The 23,998-nt window shown below is 52.6% G+C and carries 26 protein-coding genes and 1 riboswitch; of the genes, 8 read left to right on the top strand and 18 right to left on the bottom strand.

Annotation, left to right across the window (positions count from 1 at the left end; all coding sequences use genetic code 11):
* Positions 1-23: 23 nt before the first annotated feature.
* The 5 genes from KK062_RS21430 to KK062_RS21410 form a co-directional block, all read right to left on the bottom strand.
* Entirely contained in the window at positions 24-1,430 is a 1,407-nt protein-coding gene (locus KK062_RS21430) for a pyridoxal phosphate-dependent decarboxylase family protein (protein WP_254086401.1), read from the bottom strand.
* A 21-nt stretch (positions 1,431-1,451) separates the two neighbouring features.
* Positions 1,452-2,027, bottom strand: coding sequence for a DJ-1/PfpI family protein (locus KK062_RS21425; protein ID WP_254086400.1), 576 nt, complete (start codon positions 2,025-2,027; stop codon positions 1,452-1,454).
* A gap of 103 nt (positions 2,028-2,130) precedes the next feature.
* Complete coding sequence (locus KK062_RS21420; protein ID WP_254086399.1) at positions 2,131-2,628, bottom strand: GNAT family N-acetyltransferase; 498 nt, start codon at positions 2,626-2,628, stop codon at positions 2,131-2,133.
* A gap of 35 nt (positions 2,629-2,663) precedes the next feature.
* Positions 2,664-3,185, bottom strand: coding sequence for a GNAT family N-acetyltransferase (locus tag KK062_RS21415; RefSeq protein WP_254086398.1), 522 nt, complete (start codon positions 3,183-3,185; stop codon positions 2,664-2,666).
* Between the two features lie 31 nt (positions 3,186-3,216).
* On the bottom strand, positions 3,217-4,137 hold the full coding sequence (locus KK062_RS21410) for a DMT family transporter (RefSeq protein WP_254086397.1): 921 nt from the start codon (positions 4,135-4,137) through the stop codon (positions 3,217-3,219).
* Positions 4,138-4,352: 215 nt separating this feature from the next.
* On the opposite strand from KK062_RS21410, the gene KK062_RS21405 reads away from it, so the two are divergent.
* Both KK062_RS21405 and KK062_RS21400 read left to right on the top strand, forming a co-directional pair.
* Positions 4,353-5,402, top strand: a complete 1,050-nt coding sequence (locus tag KK062_RS21405) for a glycosyltransferase family 9 protein (protein WP_254086396.1) — start codon at positions 4,353-4,355, stop codon at positions 5,400-5,402.
* A gap of 199 nt (positions 5,403-5,601) precedes the next feature.
* The gene (locus tag KK062_RS21400) at positions 5,602-6,465 is read left to right on the top strand and encodes a lipopolysaccharide kinase InaA family protein (protein WP_254086395.1); all 864 of its coding nucleotides are present in this window, start codon (positions 5,602-5,604) and stop codon (positions 6,463-6,465) included.
* On the opposite strand, the gene thiH is transcribed toward KK062_RS21400, so the two are convergent.
* The 9 genes from thiH to KK062_RS21355 form a co-directional block, all read right to left on the bottom strand.
* The gene (thiH, locus tag KK062_RS21395) at positions 6,444-7,583 is read right to left on the bottom strand and encodes a 2-iminoacetate synthase ThiH (RefSeq protein WP_254086394.1); all 1,140 of its coding nucleotides are present in this window, start codon (positions 7,581-7,583) and stop codon (positions 6,444-6,446) included. The genes KK062_RS21400 and thiH overlap by 22 nt on opposite strands.
* A 2-nt stretch (positions 7,584-7,585) precedes the next feature.
* Positions 7,586-8,356 carry a thiazole synthase gene (locus tag KK062_RS21390; RefSeq protein WP_254086393.1) on the bottom strand — a complete coding sequence of 257 codons (771 nt, stop codon included), beginning with the start codon at positions 8,354-8,356 and terminating at the stop codon, positions 7,586-7,588.
* Positions 8,331-8,975 (bottom strand): thiamine phosphate synthase, encoded by a 645-nt coding sequence (locus KK062_RS21385; RefSeq protein WP_254086392.1) that lies wholly within the window; start codon positions 8,973-8,975, stop codon positions 8,331-8,333. The genes KK062_RS21390 and KK062_RS21385 overlap by 26 nt, the downstream gene beginning before the upstream one ends.
* Positions 8,968-9,720 (bottom strand): hydroxymethylpyrimidine/phosphomethylpyrimidine kinase, encoded by a 753-nt coding sequence (locus tag KK062_RS21380; RefSeq protein WP_254086391.1) that lies wholly within the window; start codon positions 9,718-9,720, stop codon positions 8,968-8,970. The genes KK062_RS21385 and KK062_RS21380 overlap by 8 nt, the downstream gene beginning before the upstream one ends.
* Positions 9,696-10,301 carry a thiamine phosphate synthase gene (locus tag KK062_RS21375; RefSeq protein WP_254086390.1) on the bottom strand — a complete coding sequence of 202 codons (606 nt, stop codon included), beginning with the start codon at positions 10,299-10,301 and terminating at the stop codon, positions 9,696-9,698. The genes KK062_RS21380 and KK062_RS21375 overlap by 25 nt, the downstream gene beginning before the upstream one ends.
* Positions 10,302-10,305: 4 nt before the next feature.
* A complete protein-coding gene (thiC, locus tag KK062_RS21370) occupies positions 10,306-12,120 on the bottom strand; it encodes a phosphomethylpyrimidine synthase ThiC (RefSeq protein ID WP_254086389.1) in 1,815 nt (604 codons plus the stop codon).
* A 2-nt stretch (positions 12,121-12,122) separates the two neighbouring features.
* A complete protein-coding gene (gene thiS, locus KK062_RS21365; protein WP_254086388.1) occupies positions 12,123-12,326 on the bottom strand; it encodes a sulfur carrier protein ThiS in 204 nt (67 codons plus the stop codon).
* A gap of 75 nt (positions 12,327-12,401) precedes the next feature.
* A riboswitch (TPP riboswitch) is annotated at positions 12,402-12,491 on the bottom strand.
* Positions 12,492-12,684: 193 nt separating this feature from the next.
* Entirely contained in the window at positions 12,685-13,074 is a 390-nt protein-coding gene (locus tag KK062_RS21360; protein ID WP_254086387.1) for a DUF4890 domain-containing protein, read from the bottom strand.
* A 26-nt stretch (positions 13,075-13,100) separates the two neighbouring features.
* On the bottom strand, positions 13,101-13,844 hold the full coding sequence (locus tag KK062_RS21355; protein ID WP_254086386.1) for a hypothetical protein: 744 nt from the start codon (positions 13,842-13,844) through the stop codon (positions 13,101-13,103).
* A gap of 233 nt (positions 13,845-14,077) precedes the next feature.
* Here KK062_RS21355 and KK062_RS21350 point away from each other — a divergent pair, with 233 nt between their 5' ends.
* Genes KK062_RS21350 through KK062_RS21340 form a run of 3 tightly spaced genes read left to right on the top strand, consistent with a single transcriptional unit; the run spans position 14,078 to position 17,575 of the window.
* A complete protein-coding gene (locus tag KK062_RS21350) occupies positions 14,078-15,412 on the top strand; it encodes a glycosyltransferase family 4 protein (protein WP_254086385.1) in 1,335 nt (444 codons plus the stop codon).
* The gene (locus tag KK062_RS21345) at positions 15,393-16,436 is read left to right on the top strand and encodes a Gfo/Idh/MocA family protein (RefSeq protein WP_254086384.1); all 1,044 of its coding nucleotides are present in this window, start codon (positions 15,393-15,395) and stop codon (positions 16,434-16,436) included. The genes KK062_RS21350 and KK062_RS21345 overlap by 20 nt, the downstream gene beginning before the upstream one ends.
* On the top strand, positions 16,433-17,575 hold the full coding sequence (locus KK062_RS21340; RefSeq protein ID WP_254086383.1) for a DegT/DnrJ/EryC1/StrS family aminotransferase: 1,143 nt from the start codon (positions 16,433-16,435) through the stop codon (positions 17,573-17,575). The genes KK062_RS21345 and KK062_RS21340 overlap by 4 nt, the downstream gene beginning before the upstream one ends.
* Here the strand turns inward: KK062_RS21340 and KK062_RS21335 are convergent.
* Positions 17,572-17,973 carry a LytR/AlgR family response regulator transcription factor gene (locus KK062_RS21335; protein ID WP_254086382.1) on the bottom strand — a complete coding sequence of 134 codons (402 nt, stop codon included), beginning with the start codon at positions 17,971-17,973 and terminating at the stop codon, positions 17,572-17,574. The genes KK062_RS21340 and KK062_RS21335 overlap by 4 nt on opposite strands.
* A 301-nt stretch (positions 17,974-18,274) precedes the next feature.
* On the opposite strand from KK062_RS21335, the gene KK062_RS21330 reads away from it, so the two are divergent.
* The 3 genes from KK062_RS21330 to KK062_RS21320 are packed head-to-tail and all read left to right on the top strand — an operon-like array spanning position 18,275 to position 21,324.
* Positions 18,275-18,973, top strand: a complete 699-nt coding sequence (locus KK062_RS21330; RefSeq protein ID WP_254086381.1) for a DUF1800 family protein — start codon at positions 18,275-18,277, stop codon at positions 18,971-18,973.
* A gap of 19 nt (positions 18,974-18,992) precedes the next feature.
* A complete protein-coding gene (locus KK062_RS21325) occupies positions 18,993-20,018 on the top strand; it encodes a DUF1800 domain-containing protein (protein WP_254086380.1) in 1,026 nt (341 codons plus the stop codon).
* Between the two features lie 37 nt (positions 20,019-20,055).
* Positions 20,056-21,324 (top strand): DUF1501 domain-containing protein, encoded by a 1,269-nt coding sequence (locus KK062_RS21320; protein WP_254086379.1) that lies wholly within the window; start codon positions 20,056-20,058, stop codon positions 21,322-21,324.
* 16 nt (positions 21,325-21,340) lie between these two features.
* Here KK062_RS21320 and KK062_RS21315 read toward each other — a convergent pair whose 3' ends face one another.
* The 3 genes from KK062_RS21315 to KK062_RS21305 all read right to left on the bottom strand — a co-directional run bounded on the left by KK062_RS21315 (position 21,341) and on the right by KK062_RS21305 (position 23,998).
* Positions 21,341-22,012, bottom strand: a complete 672-nt coding sequence (locus KK062_RS21315; RefSeq protein WP_254086378.1) for a basic secretory protein-like protein — start codon at positions 22,010-22,012, stop codon at positions 21,341-21,343.
* Positions 22,013-22,024: 12 nt separating this feature from the next.
* A complete protein-coding gene (locus KK062_RS21310) occupies positions 22,025-22,993 on the bottom strand; it encodes a hypothetical protein (protein ID WP_254086377.1) in 969 nt (322 codons plus the stop codon).
* 96 nt (positions 22,994-23,089) lie between these two features.
* Positions 23,090-23,998 (bottom strand): PorP/SprF family type IX secretion system membrane protein, encoded by a 909-nt coding sequence (locus tag KK062_RS21305; protein WP_254086376.1) that lies wholly within the window; start codon positions 23,996-23,998, stop codon positions 23,090-23,092.

The following is a 23,998-nucleotide window of genomic DNA, read 5'->3' as shown; positions in this document are numbered from 1 at the left end:
ATTATCTGTCTAATAAGCATGGATTATACGGATATTTTTAGTGCCTGCGCGCGATACACGGCCTGTAACACTTCAAAAGCGAGTTTTCCGTCGGCCTCACCAGTCTGCCAGTTGGAGATCGCCGCGCGAATGGCCGGCGTCCCTTTGTAGACTGTAGGCGTAAAGAAAACACGTCCGTCGTCGCGAATGGCATCGAGAAACGTGCGGATCTCCTCCAGCGTGGTCTCGTTGCGGAAGGAGAAACATACGATGTTCATCCGCACCGGCGCCAGCAGGCGAAACTCTTCCGAATGCTCCAGCCGTTCACCCAGCCCGTGGGCCACCGCACAGTTTCGCTCGACAATTTCGCGATACCCGTTGCGGCCATACGCCAGCAACGTAAACCAGGACGGCAGGGCGCGAAACCGCCTGGAATTTTCCGGTGTCACGTGCATGGAATCGGGCATCAGCGCCGGGTCGCCGAGGTAAGCAGCCTGGTTCTGAAACACTTTTACCTGAATACTTTTGTGACGCGTGAACTGCATCGCCGCATCGTATGGTACATTCAACCATTTGTGTGCATCAATCGTTACACTATCGGCCAGATTAATGCCGCGCATCAGGTGCTGATGTTGCGGCGAGCAGGCGGCGAAGCCTCCAAAAGCAGCATCGACGTGTAGCCAGAAATTATATTTCTGTTTCAAGGCACCGATCGCCTCCATGTTGTCGAAGTCCACCGTGTTGACCGTGCCGGCATTGGCTACTACTACCACGGGGCCTTGCTCACGTGCCAGCGCTGCTTCCAACGCCCGCGGATCAATGGCCTCCCGGCCGGGTAGTGTTTCAACGTTCACCCACGACTTGCGGCCCATGCCCAGCATGGAGAGGCTTTTTAAAATGCTCGAGTGCGGTGTTGCGCTAAGTACTCGCATGGGCGCCATGCCGTAAAGGCCGTCTTCGCTCAGATTTATACCCTGTTGCTCACCGATCCACTGACGCGCAGAGGCGAGGCTGACAAAGTTGGACATCGTCGCGCCTGTTACAAATGTGCCGGTATAGGCTGTGTCCAGACCGAAGAGCTGCTTGAGAAAGTGTAGCGTTTGACGTTCCAGGAAATGGGCGACCGAGTCGGTGCTGCCCGACATCACCTGGTCGTATACACTCACCAGCCAGTCGCCGGCCAGCGACGCGGGTGTCGAGCCGCCTGTGACAAAGCCAAAGTAGCGTGGACCGGCGCTGTTGGCCATGCGGGGCGCATACCGTTCGCGAAATTGTACCAGCACATCCAATGCCCCCCATCCTTCCGCGGGTAAATCGGCAAAGGGGTCGTCAGGCACATAGCGCGAGGGTGGCGCCAGCTCGGTCGGGTGAAAATGTTCGTCGGCCAGTTTCCCTACCTGTTGCAAGATGGCGCTGATGGCTTCTTTATCGCTTCGTAATACTGCGTTCATGATTAAGTTGTCTTACCGTACTTAATAGATACAAACCAATCCCTTTCCTACCGGTTGCACCGAGGCCAGCACTTCTTCTTTTGCCACGGTGCCCACCTTTTGCTCGACGATCCAGCCGACCAGGTCGATCGCCGCCATGCACCCGGCAGCGGTAGCAATATTTCCGTGTACCACCAGGGCTTTGTCTTCTACTGTTACGCCCATCGCTTTCAACTCCTCGATCGCCGTAGGGTAGGTCGTGGCCGTAATGCCCTCCAGCAACCCCAGCGCTGCCAGGATCAACGCGCCCGAGCACATCGAGCAGATGATTTGCCGGGACGGATCGAGGGTTAGCCGGTTCAGGTACTGCTCATCTTTGATCAATGCGCGCACGCCTTTACCACTGGCAAAGAATACGACGTCGGCATCGGCACATTCTTCAATCGTACCGTGTGTCTTCAGCGGTAGCCCGGTAACGGAGGTATGGATCTTTTCCGTACCTACAATGCGGACACTCCATTCGGGGTCGATAAAGCGCACACGGTTAAACAAATCCCAGGCGAGGTAGACATCGATGTCTGTAAAATTTTCAAAGGCGACAATGGTGATTTTCTTCATGGCTAGTCTGGTTATGGTTTTATCTTAACAATACAATTCCGCCCGAGGGTTTTACATCCCCCGGTAAACTTCTGGCCTCAGCCGTCAAAGTATATACCGGGATTTACGTATCGATACGTTTTCCGAGAATGGCCAGGCTTCGCTGCACACCGTCGAGCACGGCAACGTCGGGGAACAATCCCCATTGCGTAAAGCCTGCACCTTGAAACAAACGAATACTCGGCTCGTTGTGCGCGAAGATGAAACCCAGCAAGGTGCTGACGCCGAGTGCGCGGCACCGGGTGGTCGCTTCCTCCAGGATCTTTTTGCCATAGCCTTTGCCGCGCGCGGCGGGGTCGAGGTAGATGGCAATCTCCGTCGTGCCGTTGTAGGCAGGGCGACCATAAAACGATTTGATGCTGACCCAGCCCAGGATCGTGCCCGCATCATCTTCTACTATCCACAAGGGGCGGCGGTCGGGGGTGAAATCTTCAAACCACTTTACACGGCTTTCAACAGTAACCGGCTCGGTGTCGGCTGTTACCATTCTGCCCGGCACTGTCGTATTGTAGATCGCTACAATCTGCGGCAGGTCTTGCAGGGTGGCATTTCGGAACTTCATAGGTATAGGTATAGGTCTGGTGAATGTTTATCGGGTCAAAGTGTCTTTTTCATAAGCCAGTCTGTCTGCGCGTCGCCACCCAACACAAAGGCGTGCTCGCTGAAACGCTCGAAGCCAAACTTTTTGTAGAAGGCTTGCGCGCGTGTGTTGTGTTCCCATACACCCAGCCATGCAGTTTTGTAGCCGGCTTTGCGTGCGTAGTGCAGGCAAGCTTGCAGCAAGATTTTGCCCACCTGGCGCCCCAGGTAGTCCTGGTGTACATAAATGCGTTCGATCTCCAGCGCTACTTCAACTTTCAGGGCTTCCAGCGGCTCGCCTTTGCGCACCTTGGCATACCCTACGGCGTCTGTGCCGGTATAGGCCAGGAAAAATACGGTCCCTTCCTCCTGCCATTCCATCTCCAGCTTTGACAAGCCAAAGTTCTGCTCGCGATACAGGGCCATATCTTCCGCGGTGTTATGTTCGCGGAATGTATCTTCAAAGGTTTTGATGGCGAGCTCACGCAGCACCGGCAACGTGTCATGCTCCACCGTTCGGATTACAAATTCTTCCTCCATACGTATATAAGATAGGTATAAAGATATATCCCTAATCGTGTGAAAGCTGTGCCTTCCAGGCATTGCGTAGCTGATACCCGCGGTTCACTATGTAGATGCCGGCAATGGTTAGCAGAATGGCACCTCCCATGCGCATATTGAGCTTTTCATCCAGCACCAGCCAGCCCAACACCACGGCCACCAGGGGGTTCACATAGGCATAGAGTGATACGATCGTTACGGGCAGTTTACGCAATGCATACGAGTAGCAGGTATACGCGATCACGGATCCGAACACAATCAGGTATGCCAGTGGCAACATGGTCTTGGTCGTCCACGGTATGGCATGCAGGTCGTCAAAGAGTAATGAGAACGGAATCAACCACAGTCCTCCGAAGAGCATTTGCAGGCCCGCATTCAAAAAAGGATTGCTATCGGCGCTATTTTTCTTCATCCAGATCATGCCTGTAGCCCAGGAGAACACGGCGGTCAGCGTCATGCCGATGCCCATGACGTATTTGGGCTGCGCAAAGTCACTGAGGTGTTCACTAAAGATCAACCCAATGCCCACGGCACCCAGGGCTACACCGAGCATGATCGGCACCGTAGGACGCTCGTCTTTCTGGATGGCCAGGTTTAACAGGATCACCACCACCGGCATAAAGGAACAGATCACGGCCGCGATGCCACTGGGGATGTGCACTTCCGCCCACGCCACAAAGCCGTTGCCAACCGAGATCATGAGGAAACCCGCCAACGCCTGACGGAGCACATATCGCTTATTCGGCACTTTCACTTTTCCAATGGTCAGCATAAAGATAACCAGGATCGACCCGGCTGTTAGTTGCCGGATAATGGTGAACAAAAATGGCGGGAAATCGACAACCGCCATCCGCATGGCCAAAAAGGTAGTCCCCCAGATGATGCAGATCGCCACAAGGGCCAGGTACGCAAACAGTAAATCTCTTTTCAAAGCGTTGCAATTAGATACGTGTAAAGAATGGTTAAAACTTGCTTTTAATACGTAGAAAAAACAGTTTCAGTTTTTAGTATTTTAACCATATCAGTTTGATCTGTTCGGTGTCCGTTACGGGCTTCATCACCTGCCATGGGCAATGCCGTCAATAAAATAAGCATGCTTCAAAAACGTTTATGTCAGCATGGTGTCTACATTTCGCTTTTATTTTCATGAGTGTCTCTAAAAAAATAAACTCCTTCCGGAGAAATCTGATGCGTGGTCTTACCCGGGGCATCGGCCAGTCCAGTCACCTTCCCGCCGGGACACCTGGTAAATCCATCGTCATCCAACGGGTGCTTATCTGCCGTCCTAACCACCGCCTCGGTAACCTCTTGCTGATCACGCCCCTGATACAGGAAGTGACGGCAACTTTTCCCGGCTGCCGAATCGACTTGCTCGTAAAAGGAGGCGTGGCCCCTACGATCTTTCAGGGCTATGAGAATATAGAGCGAATCATATCCCTGCCGAAGAAACCGTTCAAGGAGCTGCTGCGCTACCTGCGCGTCTGGATCTCTTTAAAACGTACCCGGTATGACCTGGTGATCAACGTCGTGAAAGGCTCGTCGTCGGGAAGATTGGCAACCAAATTTTCAAACGCCGCCTATAAGATCTTTGGTGATGAAACGACGATCGACCCGGCGCTGACCGGTCACCAGCACATCGCCCGGTACCCGGTATACCAACTTCGGAACCACCTGTCGGCCTGGGGCATGCCTACGCGCCCAGGCGATGCTCCGTCCCTGGATCTCCGGCTGCGCGCGGCCGAACTTGCCGACGGCGAAACACAGTTGCACCAGCTCACAGGCAACGACCGAAAGACCATCAGCCTGTATACCTACGCCACGGGCGACAAATGTTATTCTTCTGACTGGTGGACAACCTTCTACGATCGACTAAAAACAGAATTTCCCCAATACAACATCATCGAGGTTCTACCCATTGAAAATATCTCGATGCTTTCCTTCCAGGCGCCCACTTTCTATAGTAATGACATACGCGCCATTGCTGCGTTTATCGCAGCTACTTCTATTTTCGTCGGTGCGGACAGCGGCATCATGCACCTGGCCACGGCGTCCCGCGCACCTACCGTTGGATTATTTTCTATCACCGACCCCGAAGCGTATCAGCCCTACGGGCACAATAGCCTCGGCATTGACACCCGGCACATGGACCTCGAAGGATGTACGCGTATCATCCGCGGGATTCTGGAACAGGTATAGTCCCGCTACGTTAGTAGATCAATTGTTTCCCTTCGTCGCTATTTTGTCCCGGGTACGATTATTTCGCAAACCTGGAAGCAATCTTTTGCTTTTTGTTTGCGTTGTTTTTGTAGATGCGCCGAATAGCATCCACCGAAATCGTTTGCTTTAAAAAGTATACAATATTTCAGAGGGCTTTTCGACGATACCCTTAACACCCATGAAGAGAATTATTACTGATCCTGCGTATTCCTTTCTACAGGAATATATTGAGAATATTCCCCAAACCTTTGGGAGTCGGGGAATCGTGCTGCATGCGAAGCGGAATATTATTAAGGAGGATACGGTGCAAGGTGTACACCTGGTGATCAAATCCTTTAAACGCATTTACCTGCCCAATCGCATCCGGTATACTTATTTCACTTCTTCGAAGGCTCAACGTGCTTTCGACAACGCCCACATCCTGACGAAGTTAGGTTTTACAACGCCGCGCCCGATAGCTTACATTGAAATCGTACGTGACGGGCTGATCACGGAGATGTATTTTGTTTCGGAATACACTGACTTCATGGCGTTGGACGCGATTCGCGAAACGTCGCTGGAGGAGGCCAGGCCTCTCCTGCTACAGCTCGCCCGGCATACTTACAAAATGCACCAAATGGGCGTCTACCACATTGACTATAATCTGGAGAATATACTCTTCCGTGAGCACGATGGCCGACACGAGCTTTCGCTGATTGATAACAACCGCATGAAGTTTGGGTTGATCCGCTTTGAAGATGGAATTCGCAACTTTGCGCGGTTGGGACTTTCTGTCGAACATCTGACATTGGTGGGACAGGAGTATGCGCGCTTATGGAATGTGCCGGAGGTTATTGCGCTGGAGCGACTATTCTATTATAAACGTAGGCAATTGGAGCAGCGCTTGCGAAAGAAGGCTTTTAAAAAAGCTTTCGCTGGATTGAAAGGGATCGGGCAGCAAACTTCGCTTGTTAGACGGGCGCTGTCGACACGCTACTTAGCGGCTGTTAATTTTATGACGAGCTTTGTTCTATTAGTCACCTATTGGTGGCGAAAGTCGTAGGCTGCATCCCAATCCTTCCAAACTGGCTCGTAGCCTTGCTTTCGAATCATGGAAGCGACCTCATCTGCGGAACGCTCGTCTGAGACTTCAAACTGCTCCAGGGACTCGGGCGCTACGGAGTAGCCGCCGGGGTTTGTCTTTGACCCGGCACTTATACTTGTGATGCCCAGCTTGATGATGTTGTCACGAAACGATTCCTGCTCCCGGGTGGAGATTGATATTTCTAATGTGTCGTTTAGCAAACGATATGCACTGATCAGTTGCACGAGCTCGCGGTCGCTCATATAGCTATGAAACTCTTGTACCTGGCTTTGGCCGGCTTTGTCCACTTCTATCGGGCGCAGTCGTGGGAAGGACACCGAGTATTTGGTTTGCCAATATATCTTTTCCAGGTAGTGAATATGTAGCGCCGTAAAGAAGCTGTCGGTGCGCCAGTCTTCCAATCCTATCAATGCGCCCACGCCGATCTTATGGATGCCGGCTTTGCCTAAGCGGTCGGGCGTTTCCAGTCGGTATTGGAAGTTTGACTTTTTGCCTTTGGGATGATGGCGTTTATACTGCGCGGCATGATAGGTTTCCTGATATACCAGTACCGTGTGCAGGCCTTCCGCGATTAACGTTTCATAGTCAGTTTGGTCCAATGGTTGCACTTCCAGCGAGATGTGTGCAAAGTGGGGTTTTATTAATTGAATGGCATGCTGTAAGTACGGTACACCGACGGTTTGATTGGCTTCCCCCGTTACGAGTAGAATGTGGTCGTAGCCCATGGCTTTAATGGCCTGTACTTCCTGCAGGATCTCTGCGTCGGTTAGTGTTTTACGTTTGATTTGGTTGTCGAGGCTAAAGGCGCAATAGGTACAGATATTCTGGCACTCGTTGCTGAGGTATAGCGGCACATACATCTGGATGGTACGGCCAAAACGTTTTAGTGTCCGCGCCTGGCTGATCCGTGCCATTGTTTCGAGGTGCGGCGCGGCGGCGGGCGAGATCAGTGCTTTAAAATCTTCCAGGTCGCATCGATCTTTCTGCAACGCGCGGCGCACATCGGCATCGGTCTTTGCCAGAATATCGGCCTGCACTTCTTGCCAGGAGAATCGGTTGAAGTAGTCGGTAAACATCTTTACTCTTTCAGGAATGAGGTTAATGGACTGCTTGCCTGCGCGTGGTCGTGTATGGCCGCCAGGCGTGCCTCAAACGCCAGGCGCCCGGCTTTTACCGCCCATGCGAAAGCTTGCGCCATCGCCTCCGGATCGTGCGAGACAGCAATGGCTGTATTGACCAGTACGGCGTCGGCGCCGATCTCCATTGCCTTCGCGGCATCGGACGGTGCGCCGATACCTGCGTCTATAATGACGGGCACCTGGCTTTGCTCAATGATGATCTCTAAAAAATCAATGGTGCGTAGTCCCTTGTTACTTCCGATCGGAGATCCCAACGGCATCACGGCAGCGGTTCCCGCGCTTTCCAGTTGTTTGCACAGCACCGGGTCGGCGTGGATGTATGGCAGCACTACAAACCCCAGCTTGGCCAGGGCTTCAGTTGCCTTCAGGGTTTCCAACGCATCGGGTAACAGGTATTTCGGATCGGGATGTATTTCCAATTTTACCCAGTTGGTCTCCAGCGCTTCCCGTGCCAGCTGTGCTGCAAATACTGCTTCCCGCGCATTGCGGGCGCCCGAAGTATTGGGCAATAGCCCCAGTGACGCGGTGCGTAGCGGTGCCAGCAGTGCGTCCGTGTCGGTCTCCCGGTCTACGCGCTTTAGCGCGACGGTCACCAATTCTGTACCCGATGCCCGTACGGCGCGGGCCATTTCTTCCGGAGAACCAAATTTACCAGTGCCCAGAAACAACCGCGATTGAAATGCCTTACCGGCTATGTGTAGTGGCTGCATAAAGTATTTCTTTTAGCTGATCGACTGTCTGTCTTTTATCCACGGCGTGCGTGATGGCTCCTGAGAGCGCTACGCCATATACGCCTCTCTCACGCAAGGCTGGTACATCTTCCAGTGTGATGCCGCCAATGGCATATACAGGAATGTTTATATCGCCGCGTTGCAACGCTTTTAAAAGCGTTGTGTATCCTTCCAAACCGAGCATGGGGCTAAGCTTCGCTTTTGTCGTTGTGAACCGGAAGGGGCCCAGACCGATATAGTCACAGCCTTCGGCGATGCGCTGGTGCAGGTCCTCCAACGTATTGGCTGTGCCGCCTATTATTCGTGTGCTGCCTACGATGGTACGCGCTTCCGTCACGGGCATATCCTTTAGCCCCAGGTGTACACCGTGGGCGTCTGTCTCCAGCGCTATGCGCGCATGGTCGTTGACAATAAAGAAGGCTTTATATTCGGCGCACAACTTGCGAACGGCTTCCGCTAATGAACGAACAACCGCTTCTTCTTGTCCTTTGAGACGTAACTGAATCCAGGTACAGCCTGCATCGAGCGCGGCGTGGATATTTTGCCGCTGCTCCAGCGGCGTTGTCCCTTGTGATATGTATTGAACTCTACTAAACATGGTGATACGCGAGTAGGTTTTCGTTGCTGATTAAAATACGTTCTATATACTCCTTGGCGCCGACACATGCCTGCGCCAAGGTTTTTCCCTCTGCCAGGCGCGACGCGATGGCCGAAGACAGGATACATCCGGAACCGTGCTTGGGCCACACACGCCGTATGCCCGGCGAGAATGTCGTTACTGTTTCCGCTTCGTACAGGTAGTCCGTGCCCGTATTTTCGGCCAGGTGGCCGCCCTTCAGGTATACCCGGCAGTCACTTGCCAGGTGGCGTGCGGCTTCCTGCGTATTGTCAACACCTGCCAGCTGTCTTGCTTCCGGAGCATTCGGCGTGATCAGGTAGATGTGCTGCAGTACTTGCTGAAGCACTGCCGGGTCCACACGATCCACAAATCTGAATCCGGCAGAAGCTGTCAGCACAGGATCCCAAACAATGCGGATGCCGGGACGCTGTTCGGTAATCCACCGCACCAGGCTGTCGAGGACGGCAAAGTTTTCAACGATACCGATCTTGACCACTGCCACCTCGTACTGCGCAAACAAGGGGGCAGCCTGGTCGATGATCGCCGCCATCGGCAACCAGTCTGCCCGGTAAAAGGTATCTTCCGTTTGTACCGTCAGCGCGGACACGACACCAAAGCCCAGGCACCGGTGTTGCTCGCAGGTCTTTACGTCGGCCAGTAAGCCTGCGCCGCCGGTGGGATCCATGCCCGCTATGCTCACTACGATGGGTCGTGTATATACCATGCTTCCTGCACCTGTTTAAAATTCTCTACGGGGTCACCCTGTTGCCAGATCGATCCCAGTACGGCAATACCATCAAATCCTAACGCGTATACCGCCTGACAACGATGGGGCTCAATACCACCGATCGCGATCAACTTCGTCACCTGTGAGGTCCGCACCGGCGCACGCAACGGTGACGCGGATTGGTAGCCGGGCTTGGAGATGCTTGGGAATACGGGACCCAGCAACGCATAGTCTATGGTGGAAGGAAGCGCTTCATATTCTTCCGGCGTATGAATCGACGTCGATATTGTCCGGCCTGCCGCCTTCCAGCGATCAAGCTGTGCGGTGGATGTCTGCCGCCGCACGACCGATGTCAGATGTATCCGCTGCATGCCCCAGGCCTCTCCTACCGCGTGCTGATGGTGCCAGGCCAACCGTGCATAGTAGTGAGGATCTATCTCTTGGAGCAGGTCGTTGATTACTTCTTCACCGGCTTCCGGTTTACGCACATGCAGAATGTCCAGCCCTGCCTCAAAGAGACGGTTGAAGCATTCGGCTTCCTGGGGTACCAGCGCGGGGCTTGAGACAACGACCACCATACTGTTAGTGATACAGCTCGCTGCCTTGCATGCGAAACTCTTCCGACTTGTCAAACATACCTTGCGCCGCCGAGTCGCGAATCTCCTGCGTGATCTTCATCGAGCAGAACTTTGGGCCGCACATCGAGCAAAAGTGCGCGACTTTCGCGCCGTCCGCCGGCAATGTTTCGTCGTGAAACTCGCGCGCCGTATCGGGATCCAGCGACAGGTTGAATTGGTCTTCCCACCGAAACTCAAACCGTGCCTTGCTCAACGCATTGTCGCGATACTGTGCTCCCGGATGTCCCTTGGCCAGGTCCGCTGCGTGGGCGGCAAGCTTGTAGGTAATCACGCCGTCCTTTACGTCTTTCCTGTTTGGAAGACCTAAATGTTCTTTGGGTGTTACGTAGCACAGCATGGCCGTACCGAACCAGCCAATCATGGCAGCGCCGATCGCCGAGGTGATGTGATCATATCCGGGCGCGATGTCCGTTGTCAACGGGCCGAGTGTATAAAACGGGGCTTCATGGCATTCGCGCAGCTGTTTCTCCATGTTTTCCTTGATGAGATGCATGGGCACGTGGCCGGGGCCTTCGATCATCACTTGCACGTCGTGTTTCCAAGCTACCTTTGTCAACTCACCCAGGGTTTCCAATTCCCCAAACTGTGCTGCATCATTTGCATCGGCAATAGACCCGGGCCGTAAACCATCACCTAGTGAGAAGGCCACGTCATACGCCTTCATGATCTCACAAATCTCTTCAAAGTGGGTATACAAGAAGTTTTCGCGATGATGCGACAGGCACCATTTGGCCATGATACTTCCTCCTCGGGAAACAATTCCGGTGACACGCTTCGCGGTCAGTGGAATATACCGCAGCAGTACCCCGGCATGGATGGTGAAATATGATACGCCTTGTTCCGCCTGCTCGATCAGTGTATCGCGGAAGATCTCCCATGTCAGGTCTTCGGCTTTGCCGTTCACTTTCTCCAGTGCCTGGTAGATCGGCACGGTACCGATCGGCACCGGCGAGTTGCGAATGATCCACTCGCGTGTCTCATGGATGTTCTTTCCTGTGGACAGGTCCATGATGGTATCGGCGCCCCAACGACATGCCCACACGGCTTTCTCCACTTCCTCTTCGATGGAAGATGTCACGGCGCTGTTGCCTATGTTGGCGTTGATCTTTACCAGGAAATTCCGCCCGATAATCATCGGCTCGCTTTCGGGGTGGTTGATGTTATTCGGGATGATGGCACGGCCCGCGGCTATCTCGTCGCGTACAAATTCGGGTGTTATATATTTTGGCGTACGGGCGCCAAAACTATTCCCGGCATGTTGGTGGCACAATGTCTGATCCTGGCTGGCGGCGTATTGCTCCTGGATGCGTTGGTTCTCGCGGATGGCAATGTATTCCATCTCGGCGGTAATGATACCCTGTCTGGCGTAAAACAGTTGTGTCACGTTCGCGCCGGCTTTTGCCCGCAGGGGTTTACGGATATGTTCAAACCGCAGGTGCTCCAGGTTGCTGTCTTCCTGGCGCACACGGCCATAGACCGAGCTCACGCCGTCCAATGCTTCTATGTCGCCGCGGCTGTGGATCCACGCTTCGCGCAGGCGTGGAAGGCCCTTGCGTATATTGATCTCCTGCTGGTCGTCGGTATAGGCACCGCCAGTATCGTATACGGTCACGGGGTGATTTTCTACCAGTTGACCGTTGTGCAGCCGTGTCGGTGAGAGCACGATCTCGCGCATGGCTACCTGTATGTTGTGTAGTGTGCCCGACACGTATACTTTTCGCGAGCCACTGATGGCTCCTGTCGAAACTGTTTTTTCCATAGCTATCCTCCTTGTGTTGCTTGAATGATAAGAATCGAATCGTGGGCTTGCAGGTAATGACGGTCATGGTCGACGCGGGCGATTACTTCCTGGTTCACGGCAACAGCAAAGCCGGTTTGTTTTTCGCCCATGCGGGCGATAACAATGCTTTGAAGCGTAGCCCCTTCGGCTACTTCATACGGTTGATCGTTGATGGTGATTTTCATGTCGCATTCCTGTGTAGCGTGTTGCTTTAGGAATGACGATAAGCGCGCTGAAACAATAACAGACAAAAATGCACGCGGTCAATCTTTACTTTTCCCTTCGGCAGTACTAGCTGCATCAGGTTCGTAGGGTATTATCTCAGCACTATGGCACCCCTAAAGCATGACAAAGGTTAGGAGTTTATTTGAGATTATCAAAAAGAATGTGATGGACGGCAACGAAGAGAACCCTCTAAAACACTGATTCATAATTACATAAAACGCTCACAATACTCCGAATTTATATATCGGCACACCTCGATATCACGTTAAAAAGTGAAAATCCGGAGTCATTTCTGGACTCCGGATTTTGTCGTTCTGCTTAACCGCCGCGCTTCCGATTCTCACGCATCTTCTGCTGTCTTTCCTGTTTCTTTTCGGTATACTTTGTAAACTGCTCGGGTGTCAGCACGGCTTTCAGTTCTTCATCTTTCGCCTTATTAGTCTCGCGGACTTCCTTAAACTTACTACGACGATCCCCTTCTTCGGCCTTAATGCCATCCATCTGGTCTGCATACTTTACGTTGATGGCATGTACCCTGGGCTCCTGCTCCGCCGTGAGCGTCAACTCCTTCTTCATCCAGTCTGTCCACTTCTGCGCGCGCTCTTCGGCTGTCAGGGACGTACGTTCTGCTGTTTGCGCTGTGGCTTGCTGCCCGAAACTGCCGGCGATCAATACTGCCAGCAGCATGGAAATTTTCATCACTTTCATTTCACTATAGTTTATACTCGTTATAATTATTCGGCAGTTACGCTGCCTGTTGTTACGTTGATCAAATACTTACTTCCCTTCACGGTTAGCTCCGCCATGTGATTGCCATTAAAAACAACCGTGCCTGTATAGGTAAAGGATCCCTTGCCTGTCGCTGTGCCTGTAATTGTCGCCGACGCGCTGCCGCTCAGGATCTCGTGCGACTCTTTGTCTACTACCACATCGTCGAGTGTGATCTCTACGCTGCTTGACGTTGAGTTCTGATTCCGGATTTTTGATTGCAAAGAGCCGTGCCACTGATAGTCGGCATCGATGCTATAGGTGGCCGATGTATTTTCAAGTTTGGTGATGGTGATATCTGCCGACCCTTCGTGTGCCGATGAAATGCGTGGCCCGTCAAATTCGCCATCGTATGTTACATTTACCTCCATGCTTTTGGGAGCATCATTTTCGCAGCTCAACAGATAGTGGTATGTATATACAAATTCATAGGTTACGGGTGCATTCGAGGAATTTGTTCGCGTAAATGTCTGTTCGTATTCATAACCACATGAGGCTGTGCGGCCCCCGTTGTATACGTCCATTACGCCGTCGGTAACAGTCGCCGACTCGTCTGCCACTGCTGCAAAGCCAGACGAGCTTTCTGCTAAAGACGAGGCAATCATTTCGGCCGCTTCGTCGTTTGAAACTGCCTCTTTTTCATCGTCATCTTTACATGCACCGGCTGCCAGTACTAAACATGCAAAAAACGTCGCGTTCAAAGTTTTCATAGTTACTTATTTAAGGAATGATGGTTTAAAATGGTTTTCGCTTTGTGATTTTCGAAGCTTAGAAACCAGGACCCGGCAAAGGTTTAACGCATTCGAGAACTTTTTTTTGTCCTTTAAATTCCTGCCGGCAAACCCAGCACACGCATCCGTAAATCATACATTTCTTCTATGCCGAAGGACACTACCTTGGTACTGACGCTGGATACCAGGGTTTGAACCATGTGCCTGTTGCAATGAGTGCTGAGCGAAAAAAACGCGTGCTATTTATTACATATTATTGGCCACCGGCTGGTGGATCGGGTGTACAGCGCCCTGTAAAATTTACTAAATATCTGCGAGAGTTCGGTTGGGAGGCCATCGTTTTTACCGTCGCCAACGGCGAATACCCAGAGCGTGACGAAACACTTTTACAGGACATTCCCGAAAATCTACACGTCCTCACCGCGCCCACACTGGAGCCCTATTCGCTTTTTCGAGCCCTCACCGGCAACAAACAACCCGTTAACACCAATCTCTTTCACAGCCGCCAAAAGAAGGGACTCTTGCGCCGTTTACTCTTTTGGGTCAGAAGCAATCTTTTTATACCCGATGCGCGCATCGGCTGGTTCATCCCCGCCACCCGTCAGTTGAATGCTTTTCTCCGACAAGAGAAGGTCGATGCCATTATTAGCACCGGGCCGCCCCACACTGTACACCTCATCGCCAGCAAGGTCAGTAAGAAATTCTCGATATCCTGGATAGCAGACTTTCGCGATCCGTGGACGGGTATCGACTATTTCGACAAGCTCGCCCTGACCGCTGCGGCACGAAGACTGCACCAACGGTTAGAGTATCGCACGCTAACGCAAGCGGATAGTGTTATTACCGTAAGCCCTTTTCTGCAAAAAATGCTCGAAGGGATTTCTCATAGAAAGGTCCATGTCATTACCAACGGTTTTGACGAAGAGAATTTCCTCCACGAGCGTCCGGCGCCAGACGTGCGGTTTACCATTGTACACATGGGTATGCTGGGGGGCGCACGCGACCACCGGATCTTCTGGCAAGCATTGGCCACCTTTGCCCAACAAAACAACGCTTTTCACGAAGCGCTGGAAATACATCTATATGGAAAAGTCGATGCAGCGATCCTGGAATCTATTCCCCCTGTATTACTCGGCAATACGCACGTGGAACAGTATGTGCCGCATACTGCCGTGCCGAACATCCTCCAGCGTGCACAGCTGTTATACCTTCCGATACACGACTGCGCCATCGACGTTGGATTCCTACCGGGAAAACTGTTCGAGTACCTGGCCGCGCGGCGTCCTATCCTCTCAATCGGTCCGGTACATGGCGATACCGCCCATGTGATACGCTCCCTACAGGCCGGCGAAACAGTGGGCTATACGGATCAGGACGCATTGCTGCACTATTTCCGCGAACGCTTTCAGGCGTATCAACAACATGAGCCCTTCGTGGCATCGTCGTCTATCGCTCAATTCTCGCGAAGAAATTTAACGGCGGCGCTGGCCGAACTTCTGAATACACATGTACCGACCCCATCCACCCATGGAAACAAGTATCGATAAACCCCTTCATTTCGCCCTTGCCGGTTGCGGTCGTATAGGCTTGCGCCACGCCGCCCAAATGCAAAAATACGGCGTGCTACAAGCGGTCTGCGACGTCGATGCAGGCAAAGCCGCAGCGCTCGCCGCCACCAGCGGTGCCACCGCATATGATTCGCTTGACCGCTTGCTGGAGCAAGAGAAAAACATCGACCTCGTTGCCATTTGTACACCCAACGGCCTGCATGCACGCCATTCCATCCAGGCGCTGCGTGCCGGTGTCAATGTGCTGTGCGAAAAGCCGATGGCTTTATCTACCCAGGATTGTGGCGAAATGATCCAGCAGGCAGAGCGTGCCAACCGGAGGTTGTTTATCGTCAAGCAAAACCGTCTTAATCCACCGGTAGCGGCGGTTAAGAAGCTTATCGAAGAGGGCAAGCTCGGTCGCCTGTATACTGTGCAATTGAATTGCTTTTGGAACCGTGACCGGGAATATTATTCTTCCTCTGACTGGAAGGGTACCCTGGCATTGGATGGTGGTACGCTCTATACCCAGTTCAGCCACTTCATCGACCTGTTGTATTGGCTGGTGGGCGACATCCGCGAGGTACATGCCCTGGCGGGAAACTTCGAGCACCAAAACACGATTGAGTTTGAGGACAGTGGAGTTGTCATTCTAAAATTTCACAACGGTGCTCTTGGTACCATTCACTTTACGATCAATGCCTATCAGGAGAATATGGAAGGCTCGCTAACGCTTTTTGGAGAAAAAGGCACGGTAAAGATTGGCGGCCAGTACCTGAACACGGTCGACTATCAAAAGATCAAGGACTATAGTATTCCCAATGTGGCTGCCGGCAATCCAGCCAACGACTATGGAAAATACCGGGGCTCGATGTCCAACCACAACCTGGTCTATGACAACATTGTTGATGTATTGCGGCACAACGGCTCGATCCTGACCAATTGCTACGAGGGCCTGAAGACTGTCGAGATCATTGAAAAGATTTATAAGAGTGCCGTCATGGCACAACCAACCTACCGATGACATCCCATCATTTCTCACGCGAGATCCGCATCGTCGATCTCGTCGCGCAATATCATTTATACCAGGAAGAGATCGACACGGCCATCCGGGAAGTACTCACTGCTGCTGCGTTCATTCAGGGACCACAGGTCTCTTCCTTCGAGCAGGCCTTACAAGAGTACACCGGTGCCGGTGCGGTTATATCGTGTGGCAACGGTACGGATGCGCTACAGATTGCCATGATGGCCCTGGGGCTAGAACCGGGCGACGAAGTCATCGTTCCGGTCAATACCTATGTTGCCACGGCCGAGGTGCTGGCACTGTTACGCATCACTCCTGTCTTTGCTGACATCGATCCGCATACATTCCTGTTGGACGATCGCCGCCTGCACTTGTATATCACACCCAAGACAAAGGCTATCGTGCCGGTGCATCTCTTCGGGCAGTGTGCTAACATGGAAACCATCCTCAATATCGCCGCGCAGCATAATCTGTTTGTCATCGAGGACACTGCGCAAGCCCTTGGTGCTGTCTATACATTCCCGGACGGTCGCCAACAACTGGCCGGCACCATGGGTACCATGGGCACAACATCATTCTTTCCCACCAAAAGCCTGGGATGTTACGGCGACGGCGGCGCCATTTTTACCCATGACGCCCTGTATGCCGAAAAGATGCGTATGATCGCCAATCACGGCCAGCGTCTAAAATATCACCACGAACTCGTGGGCGTCAACAGCCGACTTGATACCTTACAGGCCGCTATCCTTCAGGTGAAACTTAAATACCTTCAGCAAGAAATTCATAAACGAAATGACATCGCGGCTTTTTACGATAGGGAGCTTGGCTCTATTGCTGGTTTACAAATACCGGCCCGTAGTGAATACTCAACGCATGTCTTTCATCAATATACCCTTCAGACAAAACATCGCGATGCCATCAAAGCGTACCTGGTAGAACGCGGCATTCCGGCAGTGTTATACTATCCATTGCTGTTACACAGGCAGAAAGCGTATCAGGCATACAATAGCGATACCTTTCCGGTGGCAGAGCATGTGCATGCACACATGCTTTCCTTGCCCATCCATCCTACTATGCAGGAGGACGAAGTGGTCTTTATTTGTTCAACGATAAAAGCATTCCTAGCGGCGCAGCACTAGGTCGGAAGTGTGTAGCGTTCGAGTAAAAGTTTTTTCTTTTGCGCCGATACGGCTACCAGGCTACCGTCTTCCATTTCCACCTCACCGCCCTTGCCCCGGAAGTAGCGGGTGACTTTGTAGAGGTTGATGATGGCGGAATGGTGAACCCGAAAAAAGATGCCTGTATGTAACAAAGACTCTAGTTCCGTCAGGTTCTTGGACAACAGCAGTTTTTTACCGGCACCATAATATATCACGGAGTATGCACCACTGGCCTGGCACCAGGTGATCTCGTGGGCCGATAAAAAAACAAGCCCTTCCCGCACCGGGAACCCGATCTTGCGGTTAAACGGTGATCCCGGAGAGGTTTCTTCTAAAAAATGTGGGCATGGCACGATATTCTCAACCGGTCTGGTCATAGCGGTACAGGTTAGCGCACCCGCCCTACAACCGAACGGCTACTGTAGGTGAGACGGATGTGTTTAGGGAAACGTTGGATGGCGTTGGTGAAAAGTTGCAAAAAAAGAGAAGACCGGCCAGAACGTATTAAACCTTTTTATCCCCGCCGTGTCTAATGCACCGGTATGACCCAAAGGCCTCTAATACGATTTAAAAGAAGGGTTTTGACTTTTTATCACGACGCTATGACACACGCAAAATTGACGGTTTTTATCGTACTCGGATTACTGGTCTTGCCTGCCCACACACCGGTTGTCACGTATGCCCGGTCCTTCCGTTTTTCCGTATGCAGCCGCTGGCCTCACCCGGCAGCAGGCAGCAGCGCATCTGGTGAGTCGCTTTACCTATGGTGCAACGCCGGGTCTGGTTAATCAGGTGGCCCGTATGGGATTGGAGGAATGGTTCGCCCTGCAGCTCCAGGCAACCCTACCTGACGATACCTTACAACAACGTTTAATACCTTACGACGCGTTGTCGCTTAGCACGGAAGAAGTCACACGCATTTTTATAAAGAACGGCGCATTACTGCGCATGGCTATAAAAGACGGCGCCGTTACAGCCGACTCCTCACAAGATAAAACGGAGTATCGCGCCGCGCTGCAAAAGTACCGGCAGCAAAACGGTTTTCGCTCCGAACAGGAACTCGTACGACAATTCGTGAATCAAAAAATCTTGCGTGCGGTCTACACGCAAAACCAGGTACAGGAAGTATTGACGGACTTTTGGTTTAACCATTTTAATGTATCCTTCACGAAGGGAATCTGTACACGCTATATTCCAGCCTACGAGCGCGATGTCATCCGACCGAATGCATTAGGCCGCTTCAACGATTTGTTACTGGCAACGGCCCAATCGCCCGCCATGCTGTTATACCTCGACAATGCGAGTAGTAGTGGCGTAAATACCGAGCGCGCGAAGCGTCAGTCGCAAAAAAACGAAGCGACGCAAAGGGCTCAATGAAAACTACGCGCGCGAAGTGATGGAGCTCCACACCCTGGGTGTAGACGGCGGCTATACACAAACCGATGTAACCGAGGCCGCCCGCATCCTGACGGGTTGGACCGTATACCCCCGGGGTGTATACGCGGGTGATAGCCTCCGCCGCTTGCTTCCCGATGATGCTACCCTGCAAAAACGCGGTGGCGTTCATACGGGCGACTTCCTGTTCGCTCCCAATCGCCACGACGACGGCGCAAAAGTTGTCTTGGGCAAAACATTCCCGGCGGGTGGCGGCTATGAAGAAGGAGTGCAACTACTAACCATGCTGGGAGCGCATCCTTCTACCGCGAAATTCGTTGCGCGAAAGCTGGCTACTCGCTTTGTCAGCGATACACCGCCGCAAGCATTAATCGATGCGCTGGCCAAAACATACCAGCAGACGCATGGCGACATTCGCGCGCTGCTGACCACGCTTGTGTCTTCGCCTACGTTCTGGAATAAAGATGCATTGCGTGAAAAGACTAAATCACCTTTTGAGCTTACCATGAGCGCACTGCGCGGTTTACATGCAGATGTGCAACGGCCGTATCCTTTGTTTCAATGGGTAACGCGCATGGGCCAGAAGATATACTTTTACCAGGCTCCTACGGGTTTCCCCGACAAGGCCACGTACTGGATCAATACCGGTGCTTTGCTAAACCGTATGAACTTCGGCATGGCGCTGGCGGCCGGGCGTATACCGGGCGTAAAGCTCGATCTTCTCGCACTCAATAACCGGCACGAGCCGGAAAGCGCAGCGGATGCGCTCGCGACCTATAGCGCCCTGCTCCTGCCCGCGCGCGATACACACGAAACTATTCGTCGTCTTACACCGCTACTCAATGATCCTGCTTTACAAGAAAAGATCGACAGTGCCGCGCATGGCAGCGTGATACACAAGCATGGTACTGGCGATGATGCTGACGAGGACGAGACTATTCTTGCCGACAGCGCCGCGCCCAAACGCTATAAACTATCACAGGTGGCCGGTATCATTCTAGGTTCACCCGAGTTTCAACGACGGTAATAGGCGCGCTATACTTCCATTAAAACAACAACGACCTATGACATCCCGAAGAGCATTTTTAAAAGCAGGAGGCCTGGCCCTGGTGGGATTAGGCCTCGGTGGTGTGCCTGGTTTTATGGCACGCGCTGCCGACAGTCAAAAGCATATAGCACTTTATAAACGGAGCAAGGTGCTGGTTTGTATCTTTCAACGCGGTGCGATGGACGGCCTTATGGCTGTGTCTCCATTCAACGATCCTTATTTACGCGAGGCGCGGCCTGATCTGTTTATGTCTCCCGCGCGCAACGGCACGGGTAAACCATTGATTGATCTCGATGGTACCTTCGGACTACATCCTGCCCTGCAGGCATTCGAACCCTTGTTCCGCGAAAAGCGTCTGGCGATTGTGCACGGCATGGGCTCACCCAACAATACGCGCTCACACTTCGACGCGCAGGACTATATGGAGTCCGGCACGCCGTTTAGCAAGTCCACGTCCAGTGGATGGCTGAATCGTGCCGTGGGCCTTCTGGGGCATGATGCCTCACCGTTCCAGGCGGTCAGCCTAACGTCTGCCATGCCCCGCTCACTCTACGGTGATCAACCTGCCCTCGCCATACGCGACCTCAAAGACTTTGCACTGCAATCCAAGGGTACTCCGCTGGACCTTTCCACCACTGCGCAGAGTTTTGAAAGCTTATATGACCAGACGTCGTCCGCACTATTAAAACAAACTGGTAAGGAGAGCTTTGAAGCTATGAAGATTCTACAGCAGGCCCAAACTGGCAAGTATGCCCCTGCGCCAGGAGTAGTCTATCCTACCACTGCACTGGGTACATCGTTGAAGCAAATCGCGCAGCTTGTCAAGATGGACGTCGGCCTCGAAGTTGCTTTTGCCGAATCCGGGGGTTGGGATACACATTTTAATCAGGGTACAGGCAACGGTACCTTTGCCCGCAATGCACAGGATTTTAGTAATAGTATTGCTGCCTTCTGGGCCGACCTGGTCGCGTATCAAGATGATGTGACGATTTTAACCATGACAGAGTTCGGACGCACGGTTAAACAAAACGGCACCCGAGGTACCGATCATGGGCGTGCCTCGTGTTCCTTTATTATTGGGAATGATGTGAAGGGTGGCCTGGTACACGGCGCGCTGCATCCGCTGGCGGTCGAGAATCTGGAAGACGGACGCGACCTGGCAGTAACGACGGACTTCCGGAGTATCTTTAGCGAGGTTGCCGGCACGCACCTGGCTATACAGAACAACCGCGTGTTGTTTCCGGACTGGGAAGAAAAAAGAACCGGTGTCATGCGAACTGCCTGACACCGGTATATACTCGTTAGCTTTTTGCGGCTTGTGCGGCGTAGGTCTGCCAGAGGTCGTCCAGGCTTTTACCGGTTTGTTTACTCCAGATGCCGTCAGTATAGGTTTTCGTCCGCATGGCGTCGTCCAGTGTCTTAACCAGCCCCGGCTTCACATATTTCTCCAGCCACAGCAGAAAGCGGGCTGTGATGCGATAGGCGTTAGTATAGTGCTGACTGGCAGCATACGCGGGCAGTGACCAGCCCGCACCTCTGTTGTCGACGCCATAGGCATACCGTACATAGTCGGCAATGCCCTCTGTCAACCAACCCGGACCCGCACGGTGTGGGTACGACTGCACAATGTGCATCACTTCGTGCGTGACCACATCGATATCACCAGGGTGTGCCCGGAACCATCCGGGGCTGAACCGTACCCGGCCGCCGCCGGCTTCGGCTACGGCTTTATAGGTGGTATCGACAAAGAACGTCACTTCTTTGATGGAGGCTTTGTTGTATTGATCCACCAATACGGGATATACTTCAAAGAACGTTTTGATCAGACGGGCTTTCACGGCGGGATCAAATGTCGGATCCTGGTTAACAAAATTCAACGTATAGCCTTTCTCACGGAAGACTTCGGGAGTTTGCGCCTGCACGCCACATACCAACAGCGCCAATAACAACAATAAAATAGAACAGTGTTTCATATATAGATACAATTAGTAGGTAATATCGGGGAAATCGATCTTCGCCTGGTACAATTGCCCCTCCATCTCGGTGGTCCAGCCAAAGGCGGTCTCTGCGGTTTCCTGCAGATCAGTTTTGGCGGCCCCGCTAAAGAAATGAACAAACTCACCCCAGTTCATCTGGCGTGTGAAATGATTGTTGGCATCTTTTGGGAAATATTTCGCCTGAAGCTTAAAGTACTCTACGAGTACTTTTGTCTTTCCATGCTGGGTATAGATCGGATAGAACCAATCGCGGAACCAATAAGTCAGCGCTTTGGGATTATCATTGACCTGGTTCATGACGTGATCTTTCCAACGATTGGCTTCAGCTGTCAGGCCTAGTCCCAGGTATACGTCGTATTGATAGATTTCGGCAAACTTACTATCACCCCATACGCCGTTTGGTGGGTTACCAAAACCCGGAGAGCCCTTTGCGCCAAAGCTGGCCGACTCCACAATGTGAAACACTTCGTGAGTGGGCAGGTCGATGTTGCCTTCCTGCGTCAGCCAGGTGCCATCGCCACAGTCGATGGCATTGCGGTAGTCGTGCGACGCATCGAAATAATAGCCTGGGTGACCGCCACTGTGGCGACCAGTGTGAAAGACAGCCCACAAACGCGGATCATCACCATAGCCACCATATGTCTTTTTTGTATACCTCCATACATCGCCTACGTATTGGAATGGCCAGCGCACGGTGCGGTCTACATCTTTATCAAAATACACCACCAGATCATCGTCATAATAAACACGCTCCAGCGATTGTCGGTGATCGTGCCAATGTTCCGTCCAAAACTCCGGCGGTACCGGCAACTTCACTTCCTCTTCTTCTTCCTCCGGATCGTCGTCGGGCGTGTCTATGACGGGTTCTTCGTCATCGCCGCCGCTACAAGCTACCATTGTACTGCCAACAGCCAGCAAGAACAGGCATAACAAGCATACTTGAAATTTCCGTATCATGAATTTCGGTTTATGCATTTACAAATTAAGTCAATAAAAGTCGATGATTCCCTAAACAAGGGCCGGCGGAAATCCGCCGGCCTTACCCTTTGCATATTATTTCTCCTTACCTAACAATTTTCCTTTCAGGCCAAACTCGAACGTGCCACCGCCCTGCTCCCGCAGCCCACTCGTCTCCGACGTGAACATGGCCGTTAAGGTCAACCGTTCGACTACCTCCAGGCCTGCCCCCAGTGTAGCGTTCCTCGTAGTGTGGTACATGGCAAAGAAGTTTAGCCGCTGGTTCTCCAGACGGACATTGGCGCCCACGTCGACAATGTTGTCGTGTCCCTTCACACCGCGGAATGCTACTTTAGGTTCAAGCCGTACCGTGTTGAATGCACGCTCAAATACCCAGGCGTAGCTCGCCGCTGCAAAGAAAAGCGACTTGTCCACCGGATTATCTTCGTTTTCAAAGGTTGACCGAATGTTTGGAATAGATGCCTGTAACGTGAAGCTGTGATCGGTGTACGCCGCACCAAAATCGCCGTCCACATACAGACCACGATCGTTAAACCGTGCCACGGTGGGATCGTCCAGGTCGCCGTGTATGTCGCTGGTGCTGATCTTTTCGCTCATGACACCGGCCGATAACCCCAGGTGTAGGGTGCGGTCGGTGGCAAGCGGCAGGTGATAGCCGTACGAAGCCATGATCTTTGTGCGACGGAGCAGGCCCGCTTTCTCGCTATACAAAACAGCGCCCAAGCCGGCCTTCTCATCAAACTTATAGACACCGCTGAGGTACTGTGTGACAGGAGCTTGCTCGATGTCGTTCCACTGACGACGATACCCAAGGTTTATCGTGGCGCCTTCTTCCGCACCGGCCCAGGCGGGATTGGCCAGGTATTGATTTTGGAAATAGATGGCCGACGGTGGATTTAATTGCGCTTGTACTTGCAGGCAGGCTACGGTGTTTACCAGTATGCCGCATCCTACCAGCCACAGCCGTATAGAAATGTTTTTCAT

This window comes from Dawidia cretensis (assembly GCF_018598175.1).
GTDB classification, from domain to species: Bacteria; Bacteroidota; Bacteroidia; order Cytophagales; family Cyclobacteriaceae; genus Ohtaekwangia; species Ohtaekwangia cretensis.
The sequence above is the reverse complement of the archived record's forward strand: the minus strand, read 5'-3'. Positions and strand labels throughout refer to the sequence as shown.

Excerpts from the sequence above, each read along its gene's own strand:
- KK062_RS21345 (WP_254086384.1), top strand. The coding sequence starts at position 15,393 with ATGGAAACAAGTATCGATAAACCCCTTCATTTCGCCCTTGCCGGTTGC.
- KK062_RS21335 (WP_254086382.1), bottom strand. The coding sequence starts at position 17,973 with ATGACCAGACCGGTTGAGAATATCGTGCCATGCCCACATTTTTTAGAA.
- KK062_RS21305 (WP_254086376.1), bottom strand. The coding sequence starts at position 23,998 with ATGAAAAACATTTCTATACGGCTGTGGCTGGTAGGATGCGGCATACTG.
- KK062_RS21340 (WP_254086383.1), top strand. The coding sequence starts at position 16,433 with ATGACATCCCATCATTTCTCACGCGAGATCCGCATCGTCGATCTCGTC.
- KK062_RS21360 (WP_254086387.1), bottom strand. The coding sequence starts at position 13,074 with ATGAAAGTGATGAAAATTTCCATGCTGCTGGCAGTATTGATCGCCGGC.
- KK062_RS21400 (WP_254086395.1), top strand. The coding sequence starts at position 5,602 with ATGAAGAGAATTATTACTGATCCTGCGTATTCCTTTCTACAGGAATAT.
- KK062_RS21375 (WP_254086390.1), bottom strand. The coding sequence starts at position 10,301 with ATGGTGGTCGTTGTCTCAAGCCCCGCGCTGGTACCCCAGGAAGCCGAA.
- KK062_RS21415 (WP_254086398.1), bottom strand. The coding sequence starts at position 3,185 with ATGGAGGAAGAATTTGTAATCCGAACGGTGGAGCATGACACGTTGCCG.
- KK062_RS21420 (WP_254086399.1), bottom strand. The coding sequence starts at position 2,628 with ATGAAGTTCCGAAATGCCACCCTGCAAGACCTGCCGCAGATTGTAGCG.
- KK062_RS21385 (WP_254086392.1), bottom strand. The coding sequence starts at position 8,975 with ATGTTTAGTAGAGTTCAATACATATCACAAGGGACAACGCCGCTGGAG.
- thiH (WP_254086394.1), bottom strand. The coding sequence starts at position 7,583 with ATGTTTACCGACTACTTCAACCGATTCTCCTGGCAAGAAGTGCAGGCC.
- KK062_RS21390 (WP_254086393.1), bottom strand. The coding sequence starts at position 8,356 with ATGCAGCCACTACACATAGCCGGTAAGGCATTTCAATCGCGGTTGTTT.
- KK062_RS21425 (WP_254086400.1), bottom strand. The coding sequence starts at position 2,027 with ATGAAGAAAATCACCATTGTCGCCTTTGAAAATTTTACAGACATCGAT.
- KK062_RS21380 (WP_254086391.1), bottom strand. The coding sequence starts at position 9,720 with ATGGTATATACACGACCCATCGTAGTGAGCATAGCGGGCATGGATCCC.
- KK062_RS21405 (WP_254086396.1), top strand. The coding sequence starts at position 4,353 with ATGAGTGTCTCTAAAAAAATAAACTCCTTCCGGAGAAATCTGATGCGT.
- KK062_RS21325 (WP_254086380.1), top strand. The coding sequence starts at position 18,993 with ATGGAGCTCCACACCCTGGGTGTAGACGGCGGCTATACACAAACCGAT.
- thiS (WP_254086388.1), bottom strand. The coding sequence starts at position 12,326 with ATGAAAATCACCATCAACGATCAACCGTATGAAGTAGCCGAAGGGGCT.
- KK062_RS21330 (WP_254086381.1), top strand. The coding sequence starts at position 18,275 with ATGCCCGGTCCTTCCGTTTTTCCGTATGCAGCCGCTGGCCTCACCCGG.
- thiC (WP_254086389.1), bottom strand. The coding sequence starts at position 12,120 with ATGGAAAAAACAGTTTCGACAGGAGCCATCAGTGGCTCGCGAAAAGTA.
- KK062_RS21310 (WP_254086377.1), bottom strand. The coding sequence starts at position 22,993 with ATGATACGGAAATTTCAAGTATGCTTGTTATGCCTGTTCTTGCTGGCT.
- KK062_RS21320 (WP_254086379.1), top strand. The coding sequence starts at position 20,056 with ATGACATCCCGAAGAGCATTTTTAAAAGCAGGAGGCCTGGCCCTGGTG.
- KK062_RS21430 (WP_254086401.1), bottom strand. The coding sequence starts at position 1,430 with ATGAACGCAGTATTACGAAGCGATAAAGAAGCCATCAGCGCCATCTTG.
- KK062_RS21350 (WP_254086385.1), top strand. The coding sequence starts at position 14,078 with ATGAGTGCTGAGCGAAAAAAACGCGTGCTATTTATTACATATTATTGG.
- KK062_RS21315 (WP_254086378.1), bottom strand. The coding sequence starts at position 22,012 with ATGAAACACTGTTCTATTTTATTGTTGTTATTGGCGCTGTTGGTATGT.
- KK062_RS21355 (WP_254086386.1), bottom strand. The coding sequence starts at position 13,844 with ATGAAAACTTTGAACGCGACGTTTTTTGCATGTTTAGTACTGGCAGCC.